Consider the following 25,028-nt stretch of genomic DNA (forward strand, 5'->3'; position numbering starts at 1 on the left):
ATGCAGCTACCAAAAGTAAAGCGGCTATGCATATTGCCGAATAAAGAGCTAAGCGTACAAGCGTGCGACGCAAGGGAAGCTTAATTGTTGCCAAATTGTTGGGCTCATAATTATACAATTTCATCATAACACTTAGTTTTTAAGTTTAATAAAGCTTTCGCTATCCATCAGGTATTGTGCGTTGGTGGCTACCTGATTGGTTGAGGTTAAACCAGCAATAATTTGTATTTCGTTATTAGTAGTAACGCCGGTTACAATTTTACGTGCCCTAAAACCGCCATCTTCTTTGATGAATACAATTTTGTCTACCCCCAGCGATACTACTGCATTTACCGGCAACCAGTATGCATTGGCGATATGCGCAGCTATTACCGCATTTACCTGGCTGCCAATGGGAATATGCCTGGTAGTATTATTAAAATCAATTCGGGCAGTAAGTGTTTTACTATTGTTTCTATAAAATGGCTCTATAAAATTGATAGTGCTTTTAAAAGCCTTATCGGGTGCCGTTTCTGGTGTAATGGTAGCGCTGGCGCCTTTTTTTACCAGACTTAAATCGCTTGCATAAATATTGAGCAATACCCAGGCTTTATCCGGATTAAAAACGGTAAAAATGGTTTGTCCCTTTTCAACATACATGCCTGCTTTAATGGAGAGTTCTTTTGTTCTTAGGGTAACATCCTTCATAACAACAGAAACCGGAGCCGCCATATTTTCGTTACCGGCTTCGTGTATATGACCGGTATAGTTGCTGTAGACTGTAACCGTATAAGCTATTTTGCGGGTTTGCATAACTTGCTGCATTTGTTCTGTACTCATACCAAGCCATAACAGTTTTTGTTTGGCAGCATTAACAAGAGTGGTATTTTCTGCATCGTGTTGCAACAGGAATAACAGGTTTTGCTGAGCGGTAAGCAATTCCGGGCTATAGATTTCCATAATTTTTTGGCCCTTTTGCACCAGTTGAAATTTATAAAGGATATACAATTTCTCAATACGCCCAGTTACCCTTGCGGAAATAGTGCCGGCAGCCGAAGTATTATAAGCAATAGTACCGAGGGCTTTTACAGGTATATCGGCAGATTTTTGCGAAACGCTGATTACCGGAATATCTGATACCACAAATTGGTTGGTGGGTTTTAGCAGATTTTCTAACTGCACATCCTTTAGCGCTGCTGCATGGGTATCATTTTGTTTCACGAGTGTCATACCACAAATGGGGCAATCGCCGGGTTGCCTGCGGATAATTTGCGGATGCATGGGGCAGGAATATTCGGCCGAATCTGCAACCGTACTGCTGACTTCGGATTGCTGATGAGAGGTGCAGGATGGTAAGAAGCTGACCAATACCAACCCCCAAAGCACAATTATTTTTTTATGATAAAATATCTTCATGTTCTGTTTATTTAATTTCGAGTAGTTGGTCTAATTGCACCTGCATTACCAGCAACTGCAGTTGTTGGTCCAGGTAATCGAGCTGCGTCATATTTAATGTTTCCCAGGCATCGTACAGCATAAATAATTCTTCGGTGTTTTGCTGGTAGGCCAGTTGCATGGTTTGAAAATTCTTTTGAAGGGCAGGAATAATATTGCGCTGGTACAGTAGCACCTGTTTTTTCTTTGACTCAAATTCGGCCCGCATGCCGGTAGCCATACCACTCATTTGGTTTACCATGGATTGTTTTTCCTGGTTTAGCGATGCTGCTTTCCATTTAAGGCTTTCTATATTGGCCTTATTCATTTTTGAGGACCATTTTGCCATAGGCAATTTTACCATGGCCATTAATGTGTATTGCATAGGCAGTCCGCCAAAGCCAAACATATGTTCGTAGCGTACACCAAAGTCTGGCTTTAGTTTAGCGCTTTCTGCCTGTTGCTGCAGGTAGGTTAGCTGTATATCTTTATCCACTGCTTTTATATCGCTTCTGGCGGCAATAAAGGTGGTGCTGTCGAAGCTATAACTGTTGAAATCTTTTATCGTAAATAGGGTATCTATTTCAAAGTTGTACATGCGGTCGCGGTTCATTAATGTGTTGAGTGTAATGCGTTTTTGTACCACTTCATTGTCCAGCATTATTTGCATGTTTTCTATATTACCTAATGCTGCGGTTGCTTTATAGTAAGCGCTCAATTTTTCGAGCCCGTTTTTGTACCGCAATTCTGCATTTTGTATCATTAGTTGCAGCAGTTGCTTGTTTTGCTGTAGTATGACTTGTTTCTTTTTTATGATGAGCCATTGGTAATAATTTAGCTTGGCTGCAGCCTGCAAATCATTAAGGGAAGCATTCTTTTTTTCTGTGGCTACGGTGCTCAATGCTTCCATATAACCGGCCTGCGCATCCTGCTTTTTTTTGTTGGGCAACATTTGCTGGGCCGATATCATGTATTGACCCATGCCGGTAGCACCATCCATTTTTTTCCATAGTTGTGGATTGTAGGGCACCATCCATAAACCGGTTCCCAGTTCGGGGGGCATCCAGCTGCGGGCACCTTTGGCGGCTTCGTCCATAGAACGTATATCTGCATCGTACATTTTTAGGGATGGGTTTTGCTGTTGTATACTATCCAGTATGGCAGAGAGTTGCACGGTTTGCGCCTGTACAGATAATAGCGGCTGGCATACCATTATTACCACCGCCAGTAAAGCTACGGCTGTTGAATGCTGAATAGCCTTGTTGCCGCCGAAGTGTGCGACGCAAGGAACCTTTGTTTTATTTGTTATTGCCGGGTTCATACATTGCTTTTTGTTGTTAATGCTTTGCATCTAGCACATCAATTTTACCGTGTTTTCTTAATTCGTATTCTTTGGTAAGTAAGAAAATAAGTGGTGTTACCAGCAGGATATGTGTGGCCGAAGTAAGTACGCCACCTACCATGGGCAGTACAATGGGTTTCATAACATCGCTGCCTACGCCACTGCTCCAGAGTATGGGCACCAGCGCAAAAAGAGATACGCAAACCGTCATTATTTTTGGCCTTAACCTTTTTGCTGCGCCATGAATTACGTACTCCCGTAGATCGGCATTGGTAATGGTTTCGCGGCTATTGCCTTTTTTGGCAACCAGTTGCTGCATGGCATCGTTTAAATAAATGACCATTACAATACCTGTTTCTACTGCCAATCCAAACAGCGCAATAAAGCCTACTGCCACGGCAATAGATAAGTTTACATGCCAGAAATAAATCATGTAAGCGCCACCTATTAAAGCAAAGGGTATGGTAACCAAACTTAAGATGGCTTCACGTACAGAGCCAAACGCAAAATACATACATAGAAAAATGATGATTAACACCACAGGCAATATGAATTTAAGTGTTTGCTCGCCACGCATCAGGCTTTCATATTGGCCACTCCATTCTAAAAAATAGCCTTTGGGTAATTTTGCAATCATATTATTGAGGCGTTTCTGTGCTTCCTGCACGGTACTGCCCATATCGCGTTCACGTACATTGAATAAAACCGTGCCCCGCAGCATGGCATTTTCTGAGTTGATCATGGGTGGGCCTTCGGATATTTTTATATCGGCCACGGCCTGCAATGGTATGGGACCAAAATTCATGGTTTGAACCTGCAGGCGTTTTAGGGCTTCCAGGTTATTCCTAAAATCCTGGCCAAAACGTGCATTTACAGAGAAGCGTTGACGGCCCTCGATGGTAGTAGTAAGCTTCATACCACCCAATGCACTTTCAACAATAATATTTACATCATCAATACTTAACCCATAGCGGGCAATTTCTTCGCGGTTAATAATAATATCAATGTACTTGCCGCCGGTAATGGGTTCTACATACATATCTTTTACGCCATCAATACCTTCCAATGCGTTTTTAACCTGTTGCGAAAAAGCATAAATAGAATCCAGGTTTTGTCCATATACTTTTACACCCACATCGGTACGTATGCCGGTAGAGAGCATGTTGATGCGGTTAATAATGGGCTGCGTCCACCCATTGGTAACACCGGGTATTTGCAGCTTTGCATTTAGTTCGTTTATAATACTGTCTTTTGTTTTGCCGGGCCGCCATTGATCCTTGGGTTTTAACAGCACAATGGTTTCTATCATACTGATGGGCGAATTGTCGGTAGCGGTATTGGCCCGCCCAGCTTTGCCTAATACATTTTCCACTTCGGGTACAGATTTTATTATTTTATCCTGTACCTGTAAAATTCTTTTTACTTCGCTGTTCGACACATCGGGCAGTGTAACAGGCATAAAAAGCAAAGATCCTTCGTCTAATGGCGGCATAAATTCCTTACCCAAACTCATTAGCAAGGGAACAGATACCAACAACGCAATAATATTTATAGCAATAGTGGTTTTACGCCATTTAATACAAGCTCTAATTACGGGCTCGTATAGTTTTTCCAATACTCGATTCACCGGATTGGCAGCTTCGGGCCTAAACCGGCCGCGCATAAAAAACGATAATAACACCGGTGCCAGCGTTACCACCAAAATAGCATCTACCACCATAATAAATGTTTTGGTGTAGGCCAGCGGACCAAATAATTTTCCTTCCTGCCCTGTTAATAAAAACACCGGCAAAAAAGAAGTAATAATGATTACCGTTGAAAAAAATACGCCACGCGATACCTGCTTGCATGATTTTTCAATGATGGATAATCTGATATCGTTAGGAATTTTATAATATGGTTTTTTCCATTTCATAATAAATAGTTGTGTTACGGGCATTTGTAATAGGGCTCATCATCCTTGCGTCGCACTCTTGTGCGTTCAGCACTATACGCAGCTTAAGTATCCGGGGTATTATCCCGCTGGTATTCTGCCAAATTTCTGTATGCATTTTCGGCCATGATAATACCATTATCTACTATTACCCCAATAGCCAGCGCAATACCCGTTAACGACATAATATTTGACGATAACCCAAATGCATTTAATAAAATAAAGCTGATAGCAATGGTGATAGGGATTTGTATAATAATACTCAAGGCGCTGCGCCAGTGGAAAAGAAACACAATAACAATAATACATACCACACTTATTTCTTCTAACAGTTTACTTTTTATGTTATCAATGGCGGCTTCTATCAAACTGCTTCTGTCGTAATCAATTGTAAAACTTACACCTTCGGGTAAGCCTTTTTGCACATCTCCCATTTTCTTTTTTATATCAGTTATCACCCTGTCTGCATTTTCGCCGTAACGCATTACCACAATGCCGCCTACCAATTCTCCTTCGCCATTATTGTCAAAAATGCCTAAACGCAAATCGCCGCCCATTTGTACAGTGCCAATGTCTTTTACCCTTACCGGCACTCCGTTATAATTACCTACAGCAATGGCTTCCAGGTCATCTTTATTTTTTATATAACCAAGGCCACGAACTATATAGGCCATATCGCTCATTTCAAATTTTCGGCCACCTACATCATTATTGTTTGCTTTTACTTTGTTCATTACATCCATCATAGAAATGTTGTAGAACTGTAGTTTTACCGGGTCTATTACCAGCTGGTACTGCTTTTCAAATCCCCCGTACGAAGCCACTTCAGCAACGCCGGGTACTGTTTGCAGGGCAAATTTTATATACCAGTCCTGCAATGCCCGTTGCTCGCCCAAATCCATTTGCGGGGCATCGAGGTGATACCAGAAAATATGGCCTACCCCGGTGCCATCGGGGCCTAGTGTTGGGGTAATACCTTGTGGCAGCAGGCGTTGCGCATAGTTTAATCTTTCCAATACACGGGTTCTGGCCCAGTAAGTATTTACACCATCCTCAAAAATCACGTATACAAAACTCATCCCGAACATGGAGGAGGCCCGAATATTTTTTACTTTGGGTATGCCCTGCAGATTACTAACCAGCGGATAGGTAACCTGATCTTCAATTATCTGCGGACTGCGACCCATCCATTCTGTAAATACAATTACCTGGTTTTCTGAAAGATCAGGTATGGCATCAATGGGGTTTTGCTTAACTGCATATATGCCCCATGCAAACAGACATGCTGCCACTAACAACACCACAAGCCTGTTGCGTAAAGCCAGTTCAATAATTTTTTGAACCATGATTATGGATTTATGCTTTTAATAATGCTTCATCATAGTATCATGTGTAACAGACATGGAATCGTGATGCTTGTTCATAAGTGTATCTTTCATTTCTACCAGTTTCATTCCACATTTGGGGCACTTACCCGGCGTATCTGAAATAATTTCAGGGTGCATGGGACAGGTATATTTTACACCCGTTACAGCCATGGCATCATTTGTTGGGCTATCTTTTGTTGCTGTCTGCTCAACGGAACTGCTGCCATTACATGCTAGCAATCCAATAGATAGCATAATTGCTAGTGCAATGATTGTTTTTTTCATTTTTCAATTTATAAAATAGTAGTAAAAGGAGAATTGTTGTTTAAATACCAATAGATATAGAAATACTAATGAGCTATATCCACCTTGATTGAACTGATGGATATAATTAATTAATAGCTGAATTGGGTGTATGCTACATACATACCTTATAGCCAAATAATATGGATATGGCCTGTTTAAGCCTGGGGATAGTTTATATAAGGAAACTGCGTTTTAAAAGATAAATGGGTAATTTATCAGGTGGGGGTGCATTAGAAACCGGTTGTTGCACCTGCAAACTGGTGAAATAAATTGCCGGTGATGGTTTATATTGCGGCGGCATAGCTATTGCTAAAATATTGCCGATGCCATTAAAATGAAAGGAGGATGCCAATTGGTCTTTATCAACTTTTATATGGGCCAGTTCATCTTTGCAACAGCCTTCTGATTTGGCTTTGGCCATTCCGCAGCTTTTGCAGTTTTTAGTATCGGCCTTAAAATTAACAGCCACCAGTTTATCCATACAATAGTGTATGTGTACACTGGCGCCTGTGGCCGCCATGATATATACAAAGGATAATATGAAAACAAGTAGCTTTTTCATAACCAGAATAAAGGTACGCGATTTAGATGGGTGGTATTGCTAATTTTTGTTAATGAAGGTTGGCTGATTAGCCATTCATTAATAATGTTGCTGCCACTACGCCGGCAGTTTCTGTTCTTAAGCGTGTACTGCCTAAGGAAACAGCCTGGTAATTGTGCTGCATGGCCAATTTAATTTCAGCTGGACTAAAATCGCCCTCGGGCCCTATAAGCATTTGAATATGATTGGTGAGGCTGATTTGCTTTATAAGTTGCTTTTCCCCTTCCTCGCAATTGGCTATTAGTTTTTGCGTTGCCGTGCTACGCTCAATTACATGTTGCACCTGTTGTGGTTCATGTAAAATGGGTAACCAGGTTTGCTGACTTTGGAGCATGGCAGCTATAAGAATGGCATTCATACGGTCGTAACGAAAATGTTGCCTTTCGGTTCTTTGGCAAATAAGTGGGATAATTTCGCTAACCCCTATTTCGGTTGCTTTTTCTAAAAACCATTCAAAGCGGTTCGCATTTTTTAAAACAGAAATACCAATAGATACTTTTTTGGTGGGTGGTGGCAAAAGTTCGGTTGTTTCTACATGCACAGTGCAGTGCTTTTTATCAGCCTGTATAATAGAAGTAGTTAATAAACTGCCTGTACCATTGGTTAGTTGCAGTTGTTCACCCACCTGCATACGAAGCACTTGTATGCAATGGCGGCTTGTTTCTTCGGATAAAACAAGTTGCTGTGCCGTGATTGGCTGATTGGTATAAAAAATGGGTAATGCCATGCTGCTGCAAAGATGACTTTTTGCCCCGACATTGAAAAGTGTTCAGTCAATTTGTGCCACTATGCTTTGCAAAGACGTATAGCAAAAGGTATTTTTTGCTGATTAAAGAACAGGACCTTGCAGTGAGTGACACAAGTAAAGCTTAATAGGGAATTAAACGCCCACAAACAAATGCTTTATACCTTGATGTATATTTTCTTCTTATCTAATATATAGCCGGCCACCCAGCAAAATAACATCCAGCTGATGGCAAATAAGAGCGATGCAAAATAGTTGCCGGCATAAATAAAAATATTTTGATACACCCATTGAAACAACGACAATTGGCCTACGGGTATAATAAATAAAATGATAACCCCTATTTCGGATAGAAGATAGATGGGCAAAGGGTTACGGCCAAATACCTGAAAGAAATATACGCTTTTTGTTTTGCCCAGAAAATCAATTAAGTAAATAATGCAGGCAAGTATCATGCAATCCAATCCTACGGTACGCATAACAAAAGAACTGGACCATAATTTTTTATTGATGGGAAAACCGAGGTTCCACCAATATGAAATAATAAAGCATAAAACCCCAATCATTAATAGTTTGGCAAGGCCTTCGTAGCTTTTACCATTTTTTTGGAGATAGCTACCTACCAGGTATCCAGCTACTACATTACCGATAGATGGCAGTGTGCTTAGTAAACCTTCGGGATCGAAGGGAAAACCTTCGCCCATATATAAATGTTTGGTACCAATTAGCCAGGTATCTAAACGCAAAACGGCATTTCCCTGCATGCTTAGGGGATCTGCACTATCGCCAAAATACACCATAACCGGCCAGTAAAGTATAAGTATAAGCATTGTAATAATGGTGGTTAGGCGAGGCTTTAAAAAATACATCATAAAAGCAGTTGCGCCATAAGCCAATGCAATGCGTTGCAATACACCAAAAATTCTGGTTTCTGAAATAGGTTTCAGTATAAGGTTATGGGCATCATCGTATTTTACAAAAGGAAACCAGTACATTAAATAGCCTAAAAGAAAAATGGTGAGGGTGCGTTTAAGAATTTTTGTTACTACCTGGCTGGTACTCATATCTGTCCACTTACTCATTACAAAACTCATGGCATTACCAACTGCAAACATAAAAGAAGGGAACACCAGATCGGTTGGAGTAAAACCATCCCAGCTGGCATGTTGCAGGGGAGAAAAAGTAGGGTCGCCCCCCGGTGTATTTACGATAATCATCAGGCAGATAGTCATACCCCTGAAAACGTCTAATGCAGTAAATCTTTGGTTGATTGAAATGGTCATGGCAAACAAAATTGTGTAAACCGAATGTAGGTATTAAAGTGCAAATATTCAGTAGCTGAACCTTTAAACAGGTAGGTAAATACATAAAAAATGATCAATACAGGTAATAAATGCTTTCAAAAATTACAATAGTTACTATCCCAAAATGACCAAAATATGACCTTAAGGGATATTCTTTAATGCTAATTAATTGTTTCTAAAGCCTGCCTTAGCCTTTTTTTATGTTACTTTGCCGCATACCTAAAATAAAACTTATGAAGAAAACTGTTATCGCTGGTGTTGGAATGTATGTACCCAAGAACGTAGTTACCAATTTTGATTTAATGAAGTACATGGATACCAATGACGAGTGGATAGAGTCTCACACAGGTATCAAACAAAGGCGTTTCGCAGACCGCTACGGAGAAACTACCGCCACTATGGGCGTAGAAGCAGCCAAAATGGCAATAGAAGCAGCCGGTATTACCAAAGACGATGTAGACTTTATTATTTTTGCCACCCTGGTACCGGATTATTATTTTCCCGGTTGTGGCGTGCTGGTACAACGTGCCATGGGCATGAAGAGTATAGGTGCACTGGATATTCGCAACCAATGCAGTGGATTTATATATGCCCTTAGTGTGGCAGATCAGTTTATCAAATCTGGCATGTATAAAAACATTCTGGTAATTGGTAGTGAAAAACATTCCTCTGCATTAGACTTTAGTACACGTGGCCGCTCGGTTTCAACTATTTTTGGCGATGGTGCCGGTGCTGTAATTCTACAACCAACTGAAGATGAAAACCGCGGTATATTAAGTACCCATTTACATAGCGACGGTATTGGTGCAGAATCACTAAGTGTATTTAACCCGGGTTCTCATGCCAATCACTGGAAAGAAGGCTTGGCCAATTACGATGAAGCTGATTTTGGCTTACAATACGTAAACAAGGCAATGATAGATGATGCAAAAATTTTCCCTGTTATGGATGGCAATGCAGTAATGAAAAGGGCTATTACAAAACTACCCGAAGTAATTCACGAAGCATTGGCAGCCAATAACAAAACACCGGAAGATATTGACATGCTTATTCTTAACCAAAGTAACCTGCGTATAGCTGAGTTTGTGCAAAAGAAACTGGAACTTACCGATGATGAAGTATTTACCAATATTCAACGTTATGGTAATACTACTGCAGCATCTATACCTATAGCCCTTTGCGAAGCCCTGGCCGCCGGCAAAATTAATAAGGGCGATACGGTTTGTCTGGCCTCTTATGGCAGTGGTTTTACCTGGGCAAGTACTCTTATACAGTGGTAAAAGAATAATAATAACCAACTAAACATATAACCTCCGGATCATAACAATGGCCGGAGGTTTTTTATTTGCAGCTATTATACCAGCCAATTATTTCATAGCAACATCGTTGCGTCGCAATCACTTCATCTGCATCAAAATGGCAACAGTAGCTTGCGGGCATAGTTAAGCTATACCAAAAAAACCGGTAACCCCAATTAAAAAACCGGCAAAAAGGCCTATACTAATTTAACCTGGCAAAAAACTTATAGCTGTTTATATTAAAATCATTTTCGTAAATTTAGGAATCGTCAGCAGCATAACCTTTATTGCTAACACACCTTAATTGCAAAAACCATATGACAAAAGAATTCCCCCGGGAGCAATGGAAAGAAATCAAATTTGATTTTGAGTACACCAACAGCGGAACCATAGAAATATCAAATTATGGCAGAATAAGAACCTTCAATAAAATTTCTAAAGGAAATATTATCAATGGTTCTATGATCAATGGGTATAAAATAATAAGGCTTAAATTCTATAAACCCCGCGATGAAAAGGCGGAAAAGAAGTTTAAGCAATTACAAAACAAAGCCATTAAGATGGCAAGAGCGGTAAAAGACTTACAGGAATCAGGGGCAAAAAAAGAAGCCAAAGAAGCTGCCAAAGAACTGGCCGCATTTAAGAAAGACCTTAGTGCAAAATTTAATCAGGACCTGAAAGAAAGAACCATACACTATCATTCGCTGATACATCGCCTGGTAGCTACCTATTTTTGCAAGCAACCATCTCCCAAACATACCATCGTTTCACATATAGATCACGATAAGCTGAATAATAAAAGCAGTAATATAAAATGGATGTTACCAGAACAGAACTACGCCCACCAACAGAAAAGTCCTATTGTTATTGCAGAGAAAAAAGAACGCCGCAAAGAAGATTCAAAAGCAGCCAAATTAACCATTCCGAAAGTAATGCAGTTAAAGAAACTATTAAACGATGGCAAACCTATTAAAACACTGGTAAAACAATTTAAGGTTACCGATACACAAATTCTACGTATTAAACGTGGCGAAAACTGGGGCGATATACAGCCCGCAACCTAATAATAAACAATATCATTTGTAAATACATACTTCTAAGTCCCCTGGTAGAACTTATTGCCAGGGGTTTTTTATTGTGAATGCCAGTTTGATCTGGCCTTTTCGCTAGGCATTATAGGTGTATTTGCCGTTTTTGCTGCCACAAGTCCAGCACCCCGAACCGAGCGTGGCAAGCGGCGATGCCATTTAATAAAAAAGCCGGGCCAACAATAACAATTGCCCTTTTATTTACTGGATTTAATTATTGATTACTAAGTAAATTTGCAGTATTACCTTTTAACAATGCAACTATATGAATAATGATATTTATACGTTGTTTGTGTATGGATCTTTAAGAAGCGGGTTTCAACACCCCGCTTTTAAATACATAAGCGAATATTTTGAGTTTGTTTCAAAAGCTACCATTAAAGGCCTGCTGGCCGATATGGGCGAATATCCGGCAGCTACACCAACCACTATTGACTTGCGCATTATTGGGGAATTGTATACCATTAAAAACAAAGACGAATTTGCCTGGGCCTTTGCACAACTGGACGATTATGAAGGTGTGCATGCCGATGAAGGCGAAGAACCTTTGTTTATAAGAACCACCGGTGAAGTATTACTGGAAAATAACAGCACCACAACAGCCTGGGTATATTGGTATAACCGCAGTGTGGAAGGTTATCCGGTAATTAAATCGGGAGATGTGTTGGAGTACCTGCAACAGAAATTAAATAAGTAACGCATGCAGATTGAGCCGGGTAAGAACATATATTTTTTGTCAGACTTTCATTTGGGTGTTCCGGATTATGAGGGCAGTTTGGTAAGGGAAAAAAAAGTAATTGCTTTTTTAGAAAGTATAAGGCATACAGCCGCTGCCATTTTTGTGGTAGGCGATATGTTTGATTTTTGGTACGAGTATAAAACAGTGGTGCCCAAAGGTTATACCAGGTTACTGGGATTATTGGCATCGCTAACAGATAGTGGTATACCTGTACATTTTTTTATTGGTAACCACGATATGTGGATGAGCGGCTATTTTGAAAAAGAATTAAACATACCCGTGTACCGCGAACCAAAGATTTTTGAATGGAATGGTAAATCGTTTTTTATAGGCCATGGCGATGGCCTGGGGCCCGGTGATCATAAGTATAAAATGCTAAAGAAATTATTTCGCAGCAGCACCTGCCAATGGTTGTTTGGTTTATTACACCCCGATATTGGCGTGGGGATAGCCAATTATTTTAGCAGACGCAGCCGTATTAAAACCATGAAAAGCGATAAACAGTTTTATGGCGAAGAGCGGGAATGGCTAATAGTTTTTTGCAAAAAAACACTTACCCAACAGCATTATGATTATTTTATTTTCGGACACAGGCATTATCCTTTAGATTTTTCTTTGGCCAATAATAGCCGTTATATTAATCTGGGCGACTGGATTAGGGATTTTACCTATGCCGTGTTTGATGGTACTGATATGCAATTAAAAAAATGGGAAAGCTAAGCATCTTATTTTTTTGCTTATTTGCTTCCACTGCTGTTAAGGCAGCTGGAGATACCACTTTTAAATACGTTGTGGAGAAAACCATCAGCGGAAATTTTACCAATTTTTATACGGATAATTTCGGCAACATCTTTTTATTATCCAAGAATAACCAGGTTAAAAAATTAAATGCCCAATACGATTCTGCTGGTGTATTTAACGATGTTAGAAGGTATGGCGATATAAGCCTGCTGGACGTTAGCAACCCCATGAAAATTGCTGTTTACTACAAAGATTTTAGCACATTATTAATTGCAGATCGTTTCCTAAACATTCGCAACACCATAGATTTGCGGAATGCCGGTATTTTGCAGGCAAAAGCAGTGGCACAGAGTTATGATAATAATTACTGGGTTTTTGATGAGCTGGATAATGCCCTAAAAAAAATAGACGATAAAGGAAATATACTATTGCAATCACCCGATTTTAGAATATTGTTACAGGAAGCATTTCGCCCAACATGCATTATTGATGCTGAAAGCCAGCTATATATTTGCGATGAAAACAAAGGCTGCCTTGTATTTGATTATTATGGTACTTATAAAAAACTAATACCCTTTAAAGGCAGGCAAAATATACAAATAGCAAATGCCACAATAAACAGCACCGATAGCAGTTTTTTTTACACATATAATATGGCCACATTTAACGAAACAAAAATAACCAGCCCTATTGCCCTTGCAGGTGCTATAAAAGTGCAAATGGCAATGAATAAATTATATGTGCTTACACAAAGCGGTTTAACTATTTATAGCGCAGGAAAATAATTAATATAATGAAAGAGTTTTTAGCTACCCGCATTTTTGATAATTCCATTGCCTTATATCTGGAAGTATTTGGCGTTATTTTACTAGCCATCATTGTAAAAAGAATTTTATCTAAATACCTGGCAGGTTTATTATTCAGGCTTTTCTCAAAAAATGGAAAAACATTTCATAAGAAGGAGTTTATAGAACTTATTCTTGGTCCGTTGGAAGCTTTTTTGTTTGTGACCATTGTAATTATTGCACTGGATAAACTAACACTGCCTTCTATATTAAATGTCACCATTTATAAAGTTACTACCCGCGAAATTCTAGATGCCCTGGTACATACTACTTTAATTGTAGTATTTATCCGGTTTTGCATTAGGCTTATCAGGTATTTATCAATTGTGCTGGAAGACAAAGCCAATCTTACTGCCGACCAGACGGATAATCAACTCATTGTATTTTTTGGCGATTTTTTTAAGGTAATCGTTTACCTCACCGGCTTTTTGCTTATTCTGCGTTTTACTTTTAATTACGATATCAGCAAATTAATAACGGGTTTAAGTATTGTGGGTGCAGCCATTGCGCTGGCCACCAAAGAAAGTCTGGAAAACCTGATTGCCTCCTTTATCATTTTTTTTGATAAACCCTTTACCACCGGCGATCTCGTAAAAGTGCAGGGCTTTACCGGTACGGTAGAAAAAATTGGCCTGCGCAGCACCCGTATTAGAACCGATCATAAAACTTATATAACGGTACCCAACAAGCAAATGGTAGATACCATTCTTGATAATATAAGCCTGCGTTCGCAACGCAGGGCCGAGTTAAAACTAGAGCTGGAAACCACCACTACCGCTGCCACATTGCAACAGCTCATTCCACTGATAAGGCAATTGCTAAATAAGCCACTTATAGAAAATCAAACCGTATTCTTAAGCGATACCGGCAAAAACGGCCATGTTATCAGCATAGAATTTTTTGCTTCTATGGAGCAGTCTTTACAGGAATTTATAGCCATACGCGAAGAAATAAATTTCCAGATCATTGAACTGTTGCAAGCCCGGCAAATACAACTGGTAAACAATGCACCCAATATTATAGTGCCAAAACCTTAAATGCCATTATGTACCCGTCCACAAAGCAAATGGCCGCCCACTTGCGTCGCACTCTTGTACAGTATAACCCTCAGCAGCTATTTAAAGGCAATGGTATTATGTATTACCTGCCGCCACAAAGCCCTGCAGTACAAGTGAGTGACACAACCACCGCCGCACAAAGTAATACTGCCCACTAACAAATGCACCGCTAAAAATTATTGGTAATATTTATATTTTACACATTCAACACTTGGCTACCTTTACTGTTATATACTAACATGCAGGACATTATTAAAGTAACCGGGCTAAGCAAACAGTTCAGCAATATAAAGGCAGTTAACAATCTTTCTTTCACCGTACAAAACGGAGATGTATATGGATTTCTGGGCCAAAACGGCGCCGGTAAATCTACCACCATACGTATGTTGCTTACTTTAATTACGCCAACCGAAGGCGAAATTGAACTATTTGGCCTAAACCTTAAAACCCACCGTCATCAAATTTTACAACAGGTAGGTGCCATTATAGAAAAGCCGGATATGTATCTATACCTGTCTGCCTACGAAAACCTGCGTCTGTTTGCCAAATTAAGCGGGGTGCATTGCACCAAAAAAATAATCACCGATCAGTTGCATATGGTAGGCCTTGGCGGCCGTGAAAACGATAAGGTAAAAACTTTTTCGCAGGGTATGAAACAAAGGCTGGGCATTGCCATATCGCTGGTACATAACCCCAAACTTATTATTCTTGACGAGCCAACCAATGGGCTAGACCCACAAGGTATTGCCGATGTTAGAAACCTTATACTGCACCTGAGCCGCGAAATGGGCAAAACCGTTTTTGTATCATCGCACTTACTTAACGAGATTGAACAGGTTGCTACCCGGGTGCTGATTATAGATAAAGGCAAAAAAATTGTAGAAGGTTCGGCAGCAGAATTGTTCGACCCTTCGCAAACCATTGTGGAAATAGACACACTGGACAATAAACAATGTATGGTATTATTACAGCAAAGCAGTTGGCAGCAATACCTGCAGCCGCAACGCAGCCATACCATATTGCTAAAGCTACACCGCAATTCATTACCCGATTTGCATAAATGGCTGGTACAACAGGATTGCGCACTACTATCATTACAACCAAGACATACACTGGAAGATTTCTTTTTACAGGTAACATCAGGCAAACAATATGTGGAAGCTTTTACAAATTGAGTTATATAAAATATTTCGCAGGCCCCGCACCTATATTTCATTTGCGGCCATCACTGCGTTAATTGGCATTATACAATTAGGCCTTAAAATGGACGGGCAGGCCTATGTAGATTTTCTAATGAGCAGCCTGAAAGACAATTTTGAATTTGACGGTCAAATTTTAAATGCCTACCTGGTATGCTATATTATTTTACAATTATTGCTGATACATGTTCCCCTGCTAATAGCTTTAATTGCTGCCGATATGATTTCCGGCGAAGCCAATATGGGCACCCTGCGTTTATTACTAACCAAACCCGTTAGTAAAACACAATTTATACTGGCCAAATTTTTGGCCGCCAGTGTATATACTTTTATGCTGTTGGTATGGATTGCCGTTTTTGCCCTGGCACTAAGCATATGGCTTTTTGGCACCGATGACCTGCTGATACAAAAAACAACTTATGTGGTACAAATAGCCGAGAACGATGTTTTCTGGCGATATATTGGTGCATTTGGGTATGCATTGCTGGCCATGTTAACTGTAACAGCTTTAGGCTTTTTTCTATCGCTTTTTGCCGATAACTCCATTGGCCCCATTGTAAGTACTATGAGCATCATTATTATTTTTACCATTTTAAGCACCATGACCATACCGCTCTTTCAAAAAATTCAACCCTATTTGTTTACTACCCATATGGTAAACTGGAAGGAGTTTTTTGACGAGAAAGTTGATGCCCAAAATGTAGTTATACCCGGCAGCATACAAAACCCCGAGAAATTATTAAACTCCGCAATGGTGTTGGTGCTGCACATTATAGGGTTGGTAACCGCATCGGTAATCATATTTAAAAGAAAAGATGTGCTTAGTTAAGTTATTGTTGGCCCAACTGTTGTAAATGCATGAAGCCCGGTTGCGTCGCACACTTGTGCACCTGACACATTATGCAGCTGGCAGGTAATACGGTTAACTATTGCTTTATACCAAAAGCAGCCAATATTTTACCAAACAAAGCCGTATTCTCATATACTCCGGAAAAATTTTGTGCGCCGGGACCATAGGCAAATACCATTACCGGTAATGCAGTGTGATCGGAGGTAGCAAAGTGGCCGCCTATTCGTCCGGTACTATAATCGCCATCTACCAGGGTAAGTCCACCGGTTTCATGGTCGGCGGTAACAATTACCAGGGTTTCATTATTACTATCTGCAAAGGCCAGGGCCTTGCCAACCAACTGATCAAAATCAAGCATTTCTTCTGCCACATAGCCAATATTGTTGGCATGTCCGCCATAATCAATTTGAGCACTTTCGGTCATTAAAAAAAAGCCATTACCACTGGCCGATAAACTGGCCAGCCCTTTTTCAAAAGCAATTTGTAACCAGTTGCCCCGGCCTTCTTGCATAGATAAGCCGGCTTGTTTATCCACAACAATCATTCGGGTACCTGCATTGGGGTTAAAGCTGTCAATTGTATTGGCAATAGTAAAAGCGGGGGTTAATTCATGTAAAATATCACCGCTAAGCAATGGCCTGTTTTTCTCTTTTAAAATGGCAATATTCTCCAAATGTTCATTGCCTGCACCCAGCAAAAATTTGATGGGCGATTGTTTCAAATTACGGTAAATAGCTACGGAGCTATCTCTTTCTATATTGTGTGCATAAAAGGCAGCGGGGGTAGCATCGGTTATATCGCCACTGCTGATTAAGCCGGTAACAATATTATTATGGTGTAAAATTTCGGGTAATAGGGGTAATGCCCGGCCGGTACCATCCACACCAATTGAACGGTTTTTAGATTTTTCACCAGTAGCAAAAGCCGATGCGCCGGGGGCTGAATCGGTAATAAAATTATCCAGCGAACTGGTTTTAGACAGGCCGATATTTTTTAAAGCAAACACATTTAGCTGTGCATGATTAGCCACATAGCCGGTATATAATTGTGGCAATGCCATCCCATCTCCAATAAGTAATATCACATTTTTTACTTTACCGGGTTTGCCATCAACTGCATAAGTAGGCGTATAAATGGGTTGCTGTTTGGCCTGCTGGTAATAATCCTGTTTTAACCGGTTCATAAAAAGTGCCAATTCGGGTATATGATCAGTATTAATCCAATCTATGCCCATGTGCATTAATTGCAGCCAGGCATTTATAAAATCGGGGGCAGCCCAAAACCTGATTTTTTTGCCCTGGTTATGTGCTGTTTGTATGACCCGGGCAAGCTTTGATGAATCAACAGTATTTAACCTGCCCTTGCCATTCCAGGTTGTAAAATCTTCCAAACTGGCGCTAAGCATGGCAATTTTGGGTAATAGGCTGGCTGGGTAGGTATCTGCCACATTACCATCGAAATAAATAAAATCGGGGTAGCTGGCCCAGGTGTTTACAGGTGGCCGGTTACCGGTAATTACAATATTTAGGTGGGTACAATGGGTAATTGCTTTAAAGTTTTGCAGTTGTTTAATTAAAAGCTGCAGGGTGGGAATGGCGGTTGTTTTTATGTCGATCAATAATTGAAGGGTACGGGTGGTATCTGCGTATGGGTAACCGCCATGTTGCTGTATTTGGCTGGCCAGAGGCTGCAGGTAAAAAGTACCCAGGGTTCTATGTAAACCAATATCTTTTAATTCGTGACCAACATATAAACTGTCTTTATACAAAAATATATCTGCTTCTATAGAACCAAATTGGGCTGCATAAGCTGCTGTAAAAGGCGAGGATTGCTGATAATCGTTATGGCTATGTGCATTGGCTACCGACCAATCAGTGATATTATTCAGTGGTTTCCATGTGGTGCCAATGGGCTGCTGGGCGTATAGCGCCGGGAGGGCCACTACTAAGAAAACCAAGCACAAAAAGTAGTTATTGTATTTCATTGTTAACAGGTATTTATGTTTATAAGCAGCCGGTGGATTGGACTGTATAATTTTAGGCAACTAAAGTAAAAACAAGCACAATACCATATTGTATTTGCACATAAATAACAATAAACTAATGTATTTGAACCAGCAGGCAGTGTATGGCAATTCAAATACCCACTGTTGAGGATGCCTATAGAAAGGTGGTTATTTTAAATCTGCTTAGTGATTGCCTGCTGCCATAAAAACCGAAAGTACAAGAGTGCGACGCAAGCGGCGATGCCATATAATACAACTGCCGGCTTCATAAAAATTTCTTATGAATGCATAGGACTATAGAAATCTGTTGTTTGAGAGTTACATTTGCGCCGTGAGAAGACAAAAACAGGTAATACTGGAAAATATTACGGTAGAAGACTATGCAGCGGAAGGCAAATCGCTGGCGAAAGTAGATGGTAAAGTAATTTTTATTGAAGCTGCCATTCCCGGCGATGTGGTAGACGTTTTGTTATACAAGAACAAAAAAGACTGGGCCGAGGGTAAAGCCATTCGCATCAGATCCTATTCGGCTTTGAGAAGCACTCCATTTTGCCAGCATTTTGGCACCTGCGGCGGCTGCCAATGGCAAATGCTGCCATATGAACAACAGCTATTCTACAAACAAAAACAGGTTACTGATAACCTGCAACGTATTGCAAAAGTAGCATTACCACCTATTATGCCCATTATTGGCTGTACACAAACCACCCAATACCGCAATAAGCTGGAGTATACCTATGCCAACCGCAATTTTGTACCGGATGATATTTTCAGGCAAATGAAAGCCAGGGGGGAAGATACTGATGCGGCCATTAACAGGCAGGTAGGTGGTTTTCATGCCAAAGGCGTTTTTGATAAAGTGGTGGAGATTGATGTTTGTCATTTACAGGCTGAGCCATCGAACGAAATACGGAAAGCAATTGGTGCTTTTGTTATTGAAAACGGGCTTAGTTTTTACGATATAAAGCATAAACATGGCTGGTTGCGAAATGCCATGGTGCGTATGGCCAGTACCGGTGAAATAATGATAAATATTGTACTGGGATATGAAGAAGCCACCATGCGTAAAGCATTGCTGGATAGCTTGCTGGCGCAATTTCCAGCTATAACTACCCTATTATATACCATTAATGGCAAGGTAAACGATAGCCTGTACGATTTAGAACCGGTTACCTATTTTGGCAATGGGTATATAATAGAAGCATTGGAAGATTTTAGGTTTAAGATTAGCCCAAAATCTTTTTTTCAAACCAATACAAAACAGGCTGAACAATTATATAGCATTACCCGCGACTTTGCCGAACTAAATGGCAGCCAAACAGTTTACGACCTGTATTGTGGTACCGGCAGCATTGGCATTTTTGTAAGTAAACAGGCTAAAAAAATTATTGGGGTAGAAGTAGTGGAAGATGCCATAAAAGATGCCCATGAGAATGCGGTTTTAAATGGTATTGAGCATGCTTCCTTTTTTTGTGGTGATGTAATAAAAATTTGTGATGATGCTTTTTTTGAAGCACATGGCAAACCCGATGTGGTAATTACTGACCCGCCAAGGGCTGGTATGCATGAAAAACTGGTACTTAAATTATTGGATATGGCGGCACCGGTAATTGTATATGTAAGTTGTAACCCGGCCACGCAAGCCAGGGATTTGGCATTGCTGGATGAAAAGTATACCGTAGAGAAAATACAGCCCGTAGATATGTTTCCGCATACACTGCATATTGAAAATGTAGTACAACTAAAACTGCGGAAATAAGTAGCAGGATTATTTTAATTAAAGCGCAAAAGAGATAGCATATGTCTTCATTCAGGCCTAGCGGTTTTCAAATGTTACCCACGGTGGTAAAAAATATTGTGGTAATTAATGCACTGGTTTTTCTGGCGCAGAATGTGATACCGGCTGATCAGTTTAATATGGAGGATGTATTTGCCCTGCATACTTTGCAGAGTTCTTTATACAAACCCTGGCAGTTGATTACCCATATGTTTATGCATGCAGACATTATGCATATATTTTTTAACATGTTTGCCCTATGGTTTTTGGGTTCAATTTTAGAGAATCTTTGGGGGCCAAACAGGTTTCTTACTTTTTATATTGTTAGCGGACTTGGTGCAGCACTTTGTCACCTTACCGTATTGTATTTTCAAAACCAGGATATTGTAAACCAGTTTAATGCCATGGGTGCTGATCAGCAAATGTTTTATGCTGATAATGTAAAAAACATACTTAATCAACCCACCATTGGTGCTTCGGGGGCTGTGTTTGGTTGTTTGGCTGCTTTTGGTTACCTGTTCCCCAATATGACTATTTATATTTATTTTCTTTTCCCATTAAAGGCAAAATGGTTTGTTTTACTTTATACTGCCGTTGAGTTGTTGGGTGCCTTTAGAAACAGTGCCGGTGATGATGTAGCACACGTGGCGCATTTGGGCGGTGCATTGGCCGGTTTTTTAATGGTGTATTTCTGGAACAAAACAAACCGGCGAACGTTTTAGAATAATGTATAATTTGCTTATGCAGTAAATAACCTGTAAAGCATTCAATAAAATCATCAATGCCACGCAACAAACAAAATCCGTTATTACTGGGACAAGATAATAATGCCTTAACCTGGCTTATTGTTATTAATGCCATTGTATTTATTATCCTCAATTTTTTAAAAATTGTTTATTTTCTGGCATACGATGCTAACCTGATTGCAGAAGAACAATTTACCCGCCAGATACTTAATTGGGTATCATTACCTGCCAATGCAGGTGTTTTATTGTATAAACCCTGGACCATACTTACCTATATGTTTGCCCACTTAAGCGTTTGGGCCTTAATAGGCACATTGCTTTGGTTATGGGGCTTTGGTACTATTTTACAAGACCTGGCAGGCAATACCCGCTTAATGCCGGTGTATATTTATGGCGGACTGGCAGGTGCTTTATTCTTTATACTTACTTCTAATTTAATTCCACAATATAGTGCTGCCTCTGCTAATGCTTTGCCTTTTTTGGGTGCAGGTTCTGCAGTAATGGCGGTGGCATTGGCTGCAACTACTTTAGCCCCGGACTATAGAATTTTCCCCATGATTAATGGGGGCATACCCTTGTGGGTGCTTACCTTAATTTTTGTGGCTATAGATTATGCTACCATTGCCAGCAGCAGCGGTAGCTATGCCGTAGCCCACCTTGCCGGCGGCGCTATTGGGTTTATTTTTGTAAAGCAACTGCAAAAAGGCAATGATATTGGTAACTGGATGCTACAGTTTTACGATTGGCTAAACGACCTGTTTAACCCCGAAAAAAAACATGGCACCAAAAAAAAGACTTTTAATTTTTATAAAACAGAACGCAAACCCTTTAGCAAAACGCCCCGGGTTACCCAGCAGAAGCTGGATGATCTGTTAGATAAAATCAATCAGCAGGGTTACCAGGCTTTAACGGAGGAAGAAAAAGCCTTTTTGAAAAAAGCCAGTCAGGAAGATATTTAATGGCCACACCACCTATGAAATCAATTGTAAAAACCTTGTGGCTTACGGCTAATATAGCATTGGCCGGTATGTATGTGCTGGCATCGTTAAGTACATTTATACCACCGGCCAGTTTTTCTTTTATTAGTATTGGTACGCTTGCTTTCCCTTACTTGTTGGTGGGGTTTATATTGGCTATTATTATTAATTTTTTTGCTGAACGTAAACTGGCCATAGTGCTTTTATGTTTGCTGCCAGCAGGCACTATTAATTTATTAAATACCATTGCCCTAAGAACCGAAATTCCCTGGCAGGCCAGCAAAGATAGCAGCACCCTAAGGGTTATGACCTGGAATGTGCAGGGTTTTACCAGTTATCTGCGTAAGAAAAAATCAAAATCGGCGTATAAAACCAGCCGCGATGAAATGCTGGCTACTATGCGCAGCTATAACCCCGATATTTTGTGTTTTCAGGAATATACCAATATAGAAAACTCTAAGCGCCGTATTTCTATTCGTAAACAGTTGGATACTTTGGGCTACCCTTATTCCTATTGTTCTAAAGACAGGGCGGGTAGTTTTCCTAAAAACCCGACCGTATATGTGGAGGATGGGGTGGCCATTTTTAGTAAATACCCCATTACCGATACCGGCCGTATCACCATTAATCACGACGAAAAAAGCGAGAACCTGATTTATGCCGATATAGTTTTTAATAATAAACCGGTACGCATTTTTACGGCGCACCTGCAATCGTTTACCATTTATGCCGATACAGCCGGAGATGCTAAAAAGGGCGAGAATATTTACGAGATAACCTATAAACGCAGAAAAGATGCCCAATATAAAGTAATGGAAACCGAGGTAAAACACCAGCAGGAAGTAACCATTATACGCAACGAAATGAATAAAAGCCCTTACCCTATTATTTATTGCGGCGACCTGAATATTACCCCCACTTCTTATAATTATGTATTATTAAAAGGCAATAACCTGCAGGATGCGTTTTTGCAAAAGGGGGCGGGTATTGGCAATACTTTTTATAAAATAGGCCCCACGCTGCGTATAGATGTATGCCTGGCCGATACTGCTTTGCAGGTACAGCAATGCCAACGCAATAAAATAAAACTCTCTGACCATTACCCCGTTATTTCGGATGTAGCCTGGAAAAAATAATAGCTTTTTTTATGAGCCCGGCAGCAGATAGCACCTGCGGCTTTACTTGCGTCGCACACTTGTGCGGGGGATAGTTTATTGGGCTTTTATGTACAGGTGACATTAGACGAACTGCTTCCTTAATGTAGAAAAATGCCAAATAAAAGCCGGGGCCATTATTATTATAAATACAATTGTATTGAGGTGATAAATAAACCCTTTTATTTTTATTATTGGTTGTTTATATCATGTATTGTTGAGATAGCGGTTAGGCAATCCCAAACCATGACAATAATCAATTGACAATTTAGAACGCCCCCCCCAATGACAGAAAAATAAATGAATGAAATAATTTATGATTATTAGAGAAGCTACAATTGACGACATAAAACAAATTCAAATTGTAAGAAACACTGTAAAAGAAAATACTTTGTCAAACCCCAACCTGGTGACAGATGAAGATTGCGAAGCGTTTATAACTGTAAGAGGTAAAGGTTGGGTATGTGAAATTGACAACCAAATTGTGGGATTTGCTATTGCTGACCTGAAAGAAAATAATATTTGGGCCTTATTTCTAGATCCCAAATTTGAGGGAAAAGGAATTGGGCAACTGCTTCACAACACAATGTTGGACTGGTATTTTAATCAAACCAAAGCAACCGTTTGGCTAGGAACTGCTTTTAATACAAGAGCAGAAAAATTTTACAGAAAAGCTGGCTGGAGGGAAGTTGGTAATCACGGAACAAAAGAAATCAAGTTTGAAATGACGTATACCGACTGGGCAAAAAGTAGGAACAGATAACTGTCACCGGCTCAAACAGGTGGACTAAAAATGAACCCCAGGGAACAGGTTACCATACCTCATGGATTTAATCATCAACAAAACCCTTTCTCTTCCCTAAAAGCTGCATAGCATTACCAACCGTACAAGTGAGTGACACAACGAATGCATCGGCATTGTTCTACTGCCGGTTAACCAACCTGCATTTATTTGCCAAATGAGCCAATATTGGTACTAAAGATTTTTACGGCAATGGCCAGCAGTATTACACCAAAAAATTTACGAATGGCCAGTAAACCGGCGGGGCCCAGGGCCCGCTCAATCCATTTTAGGGAGTGTAATACAATGTATACAAAGAGCAGGTTTAAAAGTATGCCCAGGAAAATATAGAGCTGATCGTAATTGGCTTTTAATGACATGATGGTAGTGAGTGTACCACTACCCGCAATGATGGGAAATGCAATGGGTACAATGGTGCCGGAACGGATATCGTTCTCGCTTTTGAAAATCTCGAGCCCTAATACCATTTCTAAACCCAGCAAAAACATGACTATAGAACCGCCCACAGCAAAAGAATGTATGTCCAGGCTCATGATGGCTAAAAACTGTTTGCCAATGAGCAGAAAAATAATCATGAGTGCGCCGGATATTAAGGTAGCCGGCAAGGTGCGTATGCCGCCCATTTTTTCTTTTAAGGATACCAGCAAGGGTATGGAGCCCAGCACATCTATTACTGCAAACAAGGTAAAGGTTACGGTAATGAGTTTATCGTACTCGAATTGCATACACGGTTTTTTT

The 25,028-nt window shown here is 40.2% G+C and carries 23 protein-coding genes; 13 read left to right on the plus strand and 10 right to left on the minus strand.

Annotated features, from left to right (window positions below; translation table 11 throughout):
* Nucleotides 1-132: 132 nt before the first annotated feature.
* The 8 genes from GD597_RS08280 to GD597_RS08315 form a co-directional block, all read right to left on the minus strand.
* Nucleotides 133-1,395 carry an efflux RND transporter periplasmic adaptor subunit gene (locus GD597_RS08280; RefSeq protein ID WP_216368541.1) on the minus strand — a complete coding sequence of 421 codons (1,263 nt, stop codon included), beginning with the start codon at nt 1,393-1,395 and terminating at the stop codon, nt 133-135.
* Between the two features lie 7 nt (nt 1,396-1,402).
* On the minus strand, nt 1,403-2,734 hold the full coding sequence (locus GD597_RS08285) for a TolC family protein (protein ID WP_235954224.1): 1,332 nt from the start codon (nt 2,732-2,734) through the stop codon (nt 1,403-1,405).
* 16 nt (nt 2,735-2,750) lie between these two features.
* Entirely contained in the window at nt 2,751-4,670 is a 1,920-nt protein-coding gene (locus GD597_RS08290; protein ID WP_171607365.1) for an efflux RND transporter permease subunit, read from the minus strand.
* Nucleotides 4,671-4,753: 83 nt separating this feature from the next.
* Nucleotides 4,754-6,034, minus strand: coding sequence for an efflux RND transporter permease subunit (locus tag GD597_RS08295; protein WP_171607366.1), 1,281 nt, complete (start codon nt 6,032-6,034; stop codon nt 4,754-4,756).
* A gap of 18 nt (nt 6,035-6,052) precedes the next feature.
* The gene (locus GD597_RS08300) at nt 6,053-6,340 is read right to left on the minus strand and encodes a heavy metal-binding domain-containing protein (RefSeq protein ID WP_216368542.1); all 288 of its coding nucleotides are present in this window, start codon (nt 6,338-6,340) and stop codon (nt 6,053-6,055) included.
* 193 nt (nt 6,341-6,533) lie between these two features.
* A complete protein-coding gene (locus tag GD597_RS08305; protein WP_171607367.1) occupies nt 6,534-6,923 on the minus strand; it encodes an HYC_CC_PP family protein in 390 nt (129 codons plus the stop codon).
* Nucleotides 6,924-6,990: 67 nt separating this feature from the next.
* On the minus strand, nt 6,991-7,689 hold the full coding sequence (locus tag GD597_RS08310; RefSeq protein WP_171607368.1) for an RsmE family RNA methyltransferase: 699 nt from the start codon (nt 7,687-7,689) through the stop codon (nt 6,991-6,993).
* Between the two features lie 176 nt (nt 7,690-7,865).
* Nucleotides 7,866-8,990, minus strand: a complete 1,125-nt coding sequence (locus tag GD597_RS08315; RefSeq protein ID WP_171607369.1) for an acyltransferase family protein — start codon at nt 8,988-8,990, stop codon at nt 7,866-7,868.
* Nucleotides 8,991-9,244: 254 nt separating this feature from the next.
* On the opposite strand from GD597_RS08315, the gene GD597_RS08320 reads away from it, so the two are divergent.
* The 8 genes from GD597_RS08320 to GD597_RS08355 all read left to right on the plus strand — a co-directional run bounded on the left by GD597_RS08320 (nt 9,245) and on the right by GD597_RS08355 (nt 16,808).
* A complete protein-coding gene (locus GD597_RS08320; RefSeq protein WP_171607370.1) occupies nt 9,245-10,291 on the plus strand; it encodes a 3-oxoacyl-ACP synthase III family protein in 1,047 nt (348 codons plus the stop codon).
* Between the two features lie 335 nt (nt 10,292-10,626).
* Nucleotides 10,627-11,373, plus strand: coding sequence for an NUMOD4 domain-containing protein (locus tag GD597_RS08325; protein ID WP_171607371.1), 747 nt, complete (start codon nt 10,627-10,629; stop codon nt 11,371-11,373).
* A gap of 289 nt (nt 11,374-11,662) precedes the next feature.
* The gene (locus GD597_RS08330; RefSeq protein WP_171607372.1) at nt 11,663-12,094 is read left to right on the plus strand and encodes a gamma-glutamylcyclotransferase family protein; all 432 of its coding nucleotides are present in this window, start codon (nt 11,663-11,665) and stop codon (nt 12,092-12,094) included.
* Nucleotides 12,095-12,097: 3 nt separating this feature from the next.
* The gene (locus GD597_RS08335; protein ID WP_171607373.1) at nt 12,098-12,856 is read left to right on the plus strand and encodes a UDP-2,3-diacylglucosamine diphosphatase; all 759 of its coding nucleotides are present in this window, start codon (nt 12,098-12,100) and stop codon (nt 12,854-12,856) included.
* Entirely contained in the window at nt 12,844-13,662 is an 819-nt protein-coding gene (locus GD597_RS08340; RefSeq protein WP_171607374.1) for a hypothetical protein, read from the plus strand. The genes GD597_RS08335 and GD597_RS08340 overlap by 13 nt, the downstream gene beginning before the upstream one ends.
* A gap of 8 nt (nt 13,663-13,670) precedes the next feature.
* Nucleotides 13,671-14,759: a mechanosensitive ion channel family protein gene (locus tag GD597_RS08345; RefSeq protein WP_171607375.1), complete on the plus strand. Its 1,089-nt coding sequence runs from the start codon at nt 13,671-13,673 to the stop codon at nt 14,757-14,759.
* Between the two features lie 260 nt (nt 14,760-15,019).
* Complete coding sequence (locus tag GD597_RS08350) at nt 15,020-15,955, plus strand: ABC transporter ATP-binding protein (protein ID WP_171607376.1); 936 nt, start codon at nt 15,020-15,022, stop codon at nt 15,953-15,955.
* Nucleotides 15,933-16,808 carry an ABC transporter permease gene (locus GD597_RS08355; RefSeq protein ID WP_171607377.1) on the plus strand — a complete coding sequence of 292 codons (876 nt, stop codon included), beginning with the start codon at nt 15,933-15,935 and terminating at the stop codon, nt 16,806-16,808. The genes GD597_RS08350 and GD597_RS08355 overlap by 23 nt, the downstream gene beginning before the upstream one ends.
* 97 nt (nt 16,809-16,905) lie before the next feature.
* Here GD597_RS08355 and GD597_RS08360 read toward each other — a convergent pair whose 3' ends face one another.
* Nucleotides 16,906-18,813 carry an alkaline phosphatase gene (locus GD597_RS08360; RefSeq protein WP_171607378.1) on the minus strand — a complete coding sequence of 636 codons (1,908 nt, stop codon included), beginning with the start codon at nt 18,811-18,813 and terminating at the stop codon, nt 16,906-16,908.
* Between the two features lie 352 nt (nt 18,814-19,165).
* Here GD597_RS08360 and rlmD point away from each other — a divergent pair, with 352 nt between their 5' ends.
* The 5 genes from rlmD to GD597_RS08385 all read left to right on the plus strand — a co-directional run bounded on the left by rlmD (nt 19,166) and on the right by GD597_RS08385 (nt 24,251).
* Nucleotides 19,166-20,593 carry a 23S rRNA (uracil(1939)-C(5))-methyltransferase RlmD gene (gene rlmD / locus GD597_RS08365; RefSeq protein ID WP_171607379.1) on the plus strand — a complete coding sequence of 476 codons (1,428 nt, stop codon included), beginning with the start codon at nt 19,166-19,168 and terminating at the stop codon, nt 20,591-20,593.
* Nucleotides 20,594-20,634: 41 nt separating this feature from the next.
* Nucleotides 20,635-21,333 carry a rhomboid family intramembrane serine protease gene (locus GD597_RS08370; protein ID WP_171607380.1) on the plus strand — a complete coding sequence of 233 codons (699 nt, stop codon included), beginning with the start codon at nt 20,635-20,637 and terminating at the stop codon, nt 21,331-21,333.
* 59 nt (nt 21,334-21,392) lie between these two features.
* On the plus strand, nt 21,393-22,316 hold the full coding sequence (locus GD597_RS08375; protein WP_171607381.1) for a rhomboid family intramembrane serine protease: 924 nt from the start codon (nt 21,393-21,395) through the stop codon (nt 22,314-22,316).
* Nucleotides 22,317-22,330: 14 nt separating this feature from the next.
* Nucleotides 22,331-23,470 (plus strand): endonuclease/exonuclease/phosphatase family protein, encoded by a 1,140-nt coding sequence (locus GD597_RS08380; protein WP_171607382.1) that lies wholly within the window; start codon nt 22,331-22,333, stop codon nt 23,468-23,470.
* A gap of 334 nt (nt 23,471-23,804) precedes the next feature.
* Nucleotides 23,805-24,251: a GNAT family N-acetyltransferase gene (locus tag GD597_RS08385; protein WP_171607383.1), complete on the plus strand. Its 447-nt coding sequence runs from the start codon at nt 23,805-23,807 to the stop codon at nt 24,249-24,251.
* A gap of 185 nt (nt 24,252-24,436) precedes the next feature.
* On the opposite strand, the gene GD597_RS08390 is transcribed toward GD597_RS08385, so the two are convergent.
* The gene (locus GD597_RS08390; RefSeq protein WP_171607384.1) at nt 24,437-25,015 is read right to left on the minus strand and encodes a MarC family protein; all 579 of its coding nucleotides are present in this window, start codon (nt 25,013-25,015) and stop codon (nt 24,437-24,439) included.
* Nucleotides 25,016-25,028 lie beyond the last annotated feature (13 nt).

This window comes from Limnovirga soli (genome assembly GCF_013106755.1).
In the GTDB taxonomy this organism is placed as follows: Bacteria; Bacteroidota; Bacteroidia; order Chitinophagales; family Chitinophagaceae; genus Limnovirga; species Limnovirga soli.

Bases quoted from the DNA above. Each gene is read 5' to 3' on its own strand.
- GD597_RS08280 (WP_216368541.1), bottom strand. From the start codon at position 1,395: ATGAAGATATTTTATCATAAAAAAATAATTGTGCTTTGGGGGTTGGTA.
- GD597_RS08285 (WP_235954224.1), bottom strand. From the start codon at position 2,734: ATGAACCCGGCAATAACAAATAAAACAAAGGTTCCTTGCGTCGCACAC.
- GD597_RS08290 (WP_171607365.1), bottom strand. From the start codon at position 4,670: ATGAAATGGAAAAAACCATATTATAAAATTCCTAACGATATCAGATTA.
- GD597_RS08295 (WP_171607366.1), bottom strand. From the start codon at position 6,034: ATGGTTCAAAAAATTATTGAACTGGCTTTACGCAACAGGCTTGTGGTG.
- GD597_RS08300 (WP_216368542.1), bottom strand. From the start codon at position 6,340: ATGAAAAAAACAATCATTGCACTAGCAATTATGCTATCTATTGGATTG.
- GD597_RS08305 (WP_171607367.1), bottom strand. From the start codon at position 6,923: ATGAAAAAGCTACTTGTTTTCATATTATCCTTTGTATATATCATGGCG.
- GD597_RS08310 (WP_171607368.1), bottom strand. From the start codon at position 7,689: ATGGCATTACCCATTTTTTATACCAATCAGCCAATCACGGCACAGCAA.
- GD597_RS08315 (WP_171607369.1), bottom strand. From the start codon at position 8,990: ATGACCATTTCAATCAACCAAAGATTTACTGCATTAGACGTTTTCAGG.
- GD597_RS08320 (WP_171607370.1), top strand. From the start codon at position 9,245: ATGAAGAAAACTGTTATCGCTGGTGTTGGAATGTATGTACCCAAGAAC.
- GD597_RS08325 (WP_171607371.1), top strand. From the start codon at position 10,627: ATGACAAAAGAATTCCCCCGGGAGCAATGGAAAGAAATCAAATTTGAT.
- GD597_RS08330 (WP_171607372.1), top strand. From the start codon at position 11,663: ATGAATAATGATATTTATACGTTGTTTGTGTATGGATCTTTAAGAAGC.
- GD597_RS08335 (WP_171607373.1), top strand. From the start codon at position 12,098: ATGCAGATTGAGCCGGGTAAGAACATATATTTTTTGTCAGACTTTCAT.
- GD597_RS08340 (WP_171607374.1), top strand. From the start codon at position 12,844: ATGGGAAAGCTAAGCATCTTATTTTTTTGCTTATTTGCTTCCACTGCT.
- GD597_RS08345 (WP_171607375.1), top strand. From the start codon at position 13,671: ATGAAAGAGTTTTTAGCTACCCGCATTTTTGATAATTCCATTGCCTTA.
- GD597_RS08350 (WP_171607376.1), top strand. From the start codon at position 15,020: ATGCAGGACATTATTAAAGTAACCGGGCTAAGCAAACAGTTCAGCAAT.
- GD597_RS08355 (WP_171607377.1), top strand. From the start codon at position 15,933: ATGTGGAAGCTTTTACAAATTGAGTTATATAAAATATTTCGCAGGCCC.
- GD597_RS08360 (WP_171607378.1), bottom strand. From the start codon at position 18,813: ATGAAATACAATAACTACTTTTTGTGCTTGGTTTTCTTAGTAGTGGCC.
- GD597_RS08370 (WP_171607380.1), top strand. From the start codon at position 20,635: ATGTCTTCATTCAGGCCTAGCGGTTTTCAAATGTTACCCACGGTGGTA.
- GD597_RS08375 (WP_171607381.1), top strand. From the start codon at position 21,393: ATGCCACGCAACAAACAAAATCCGTTATTACTGGGACAAGATAATAAT.
- GD597_RS08380 (WP_171607382.1), top strand. From the start codon at position 22,331: ATGAAATCAATTGTAAAAACCTTGTGGCTTACGGCTAATATAGCATTG.
- GD597_RS08385 (WP_171607383.1), top strand. From the start codon at position 23,805: ATGATTATTAGAGAAGCTACAATTGACGACATAAAACAAATTCAAATT.
- GD597_RS08390 (WP_171607384.1), bottom strand. From the start codon at position 25,015: ATGCAATTCGAGTACGATAAACTCATTACCGTAACCTTTACCTTGTTT.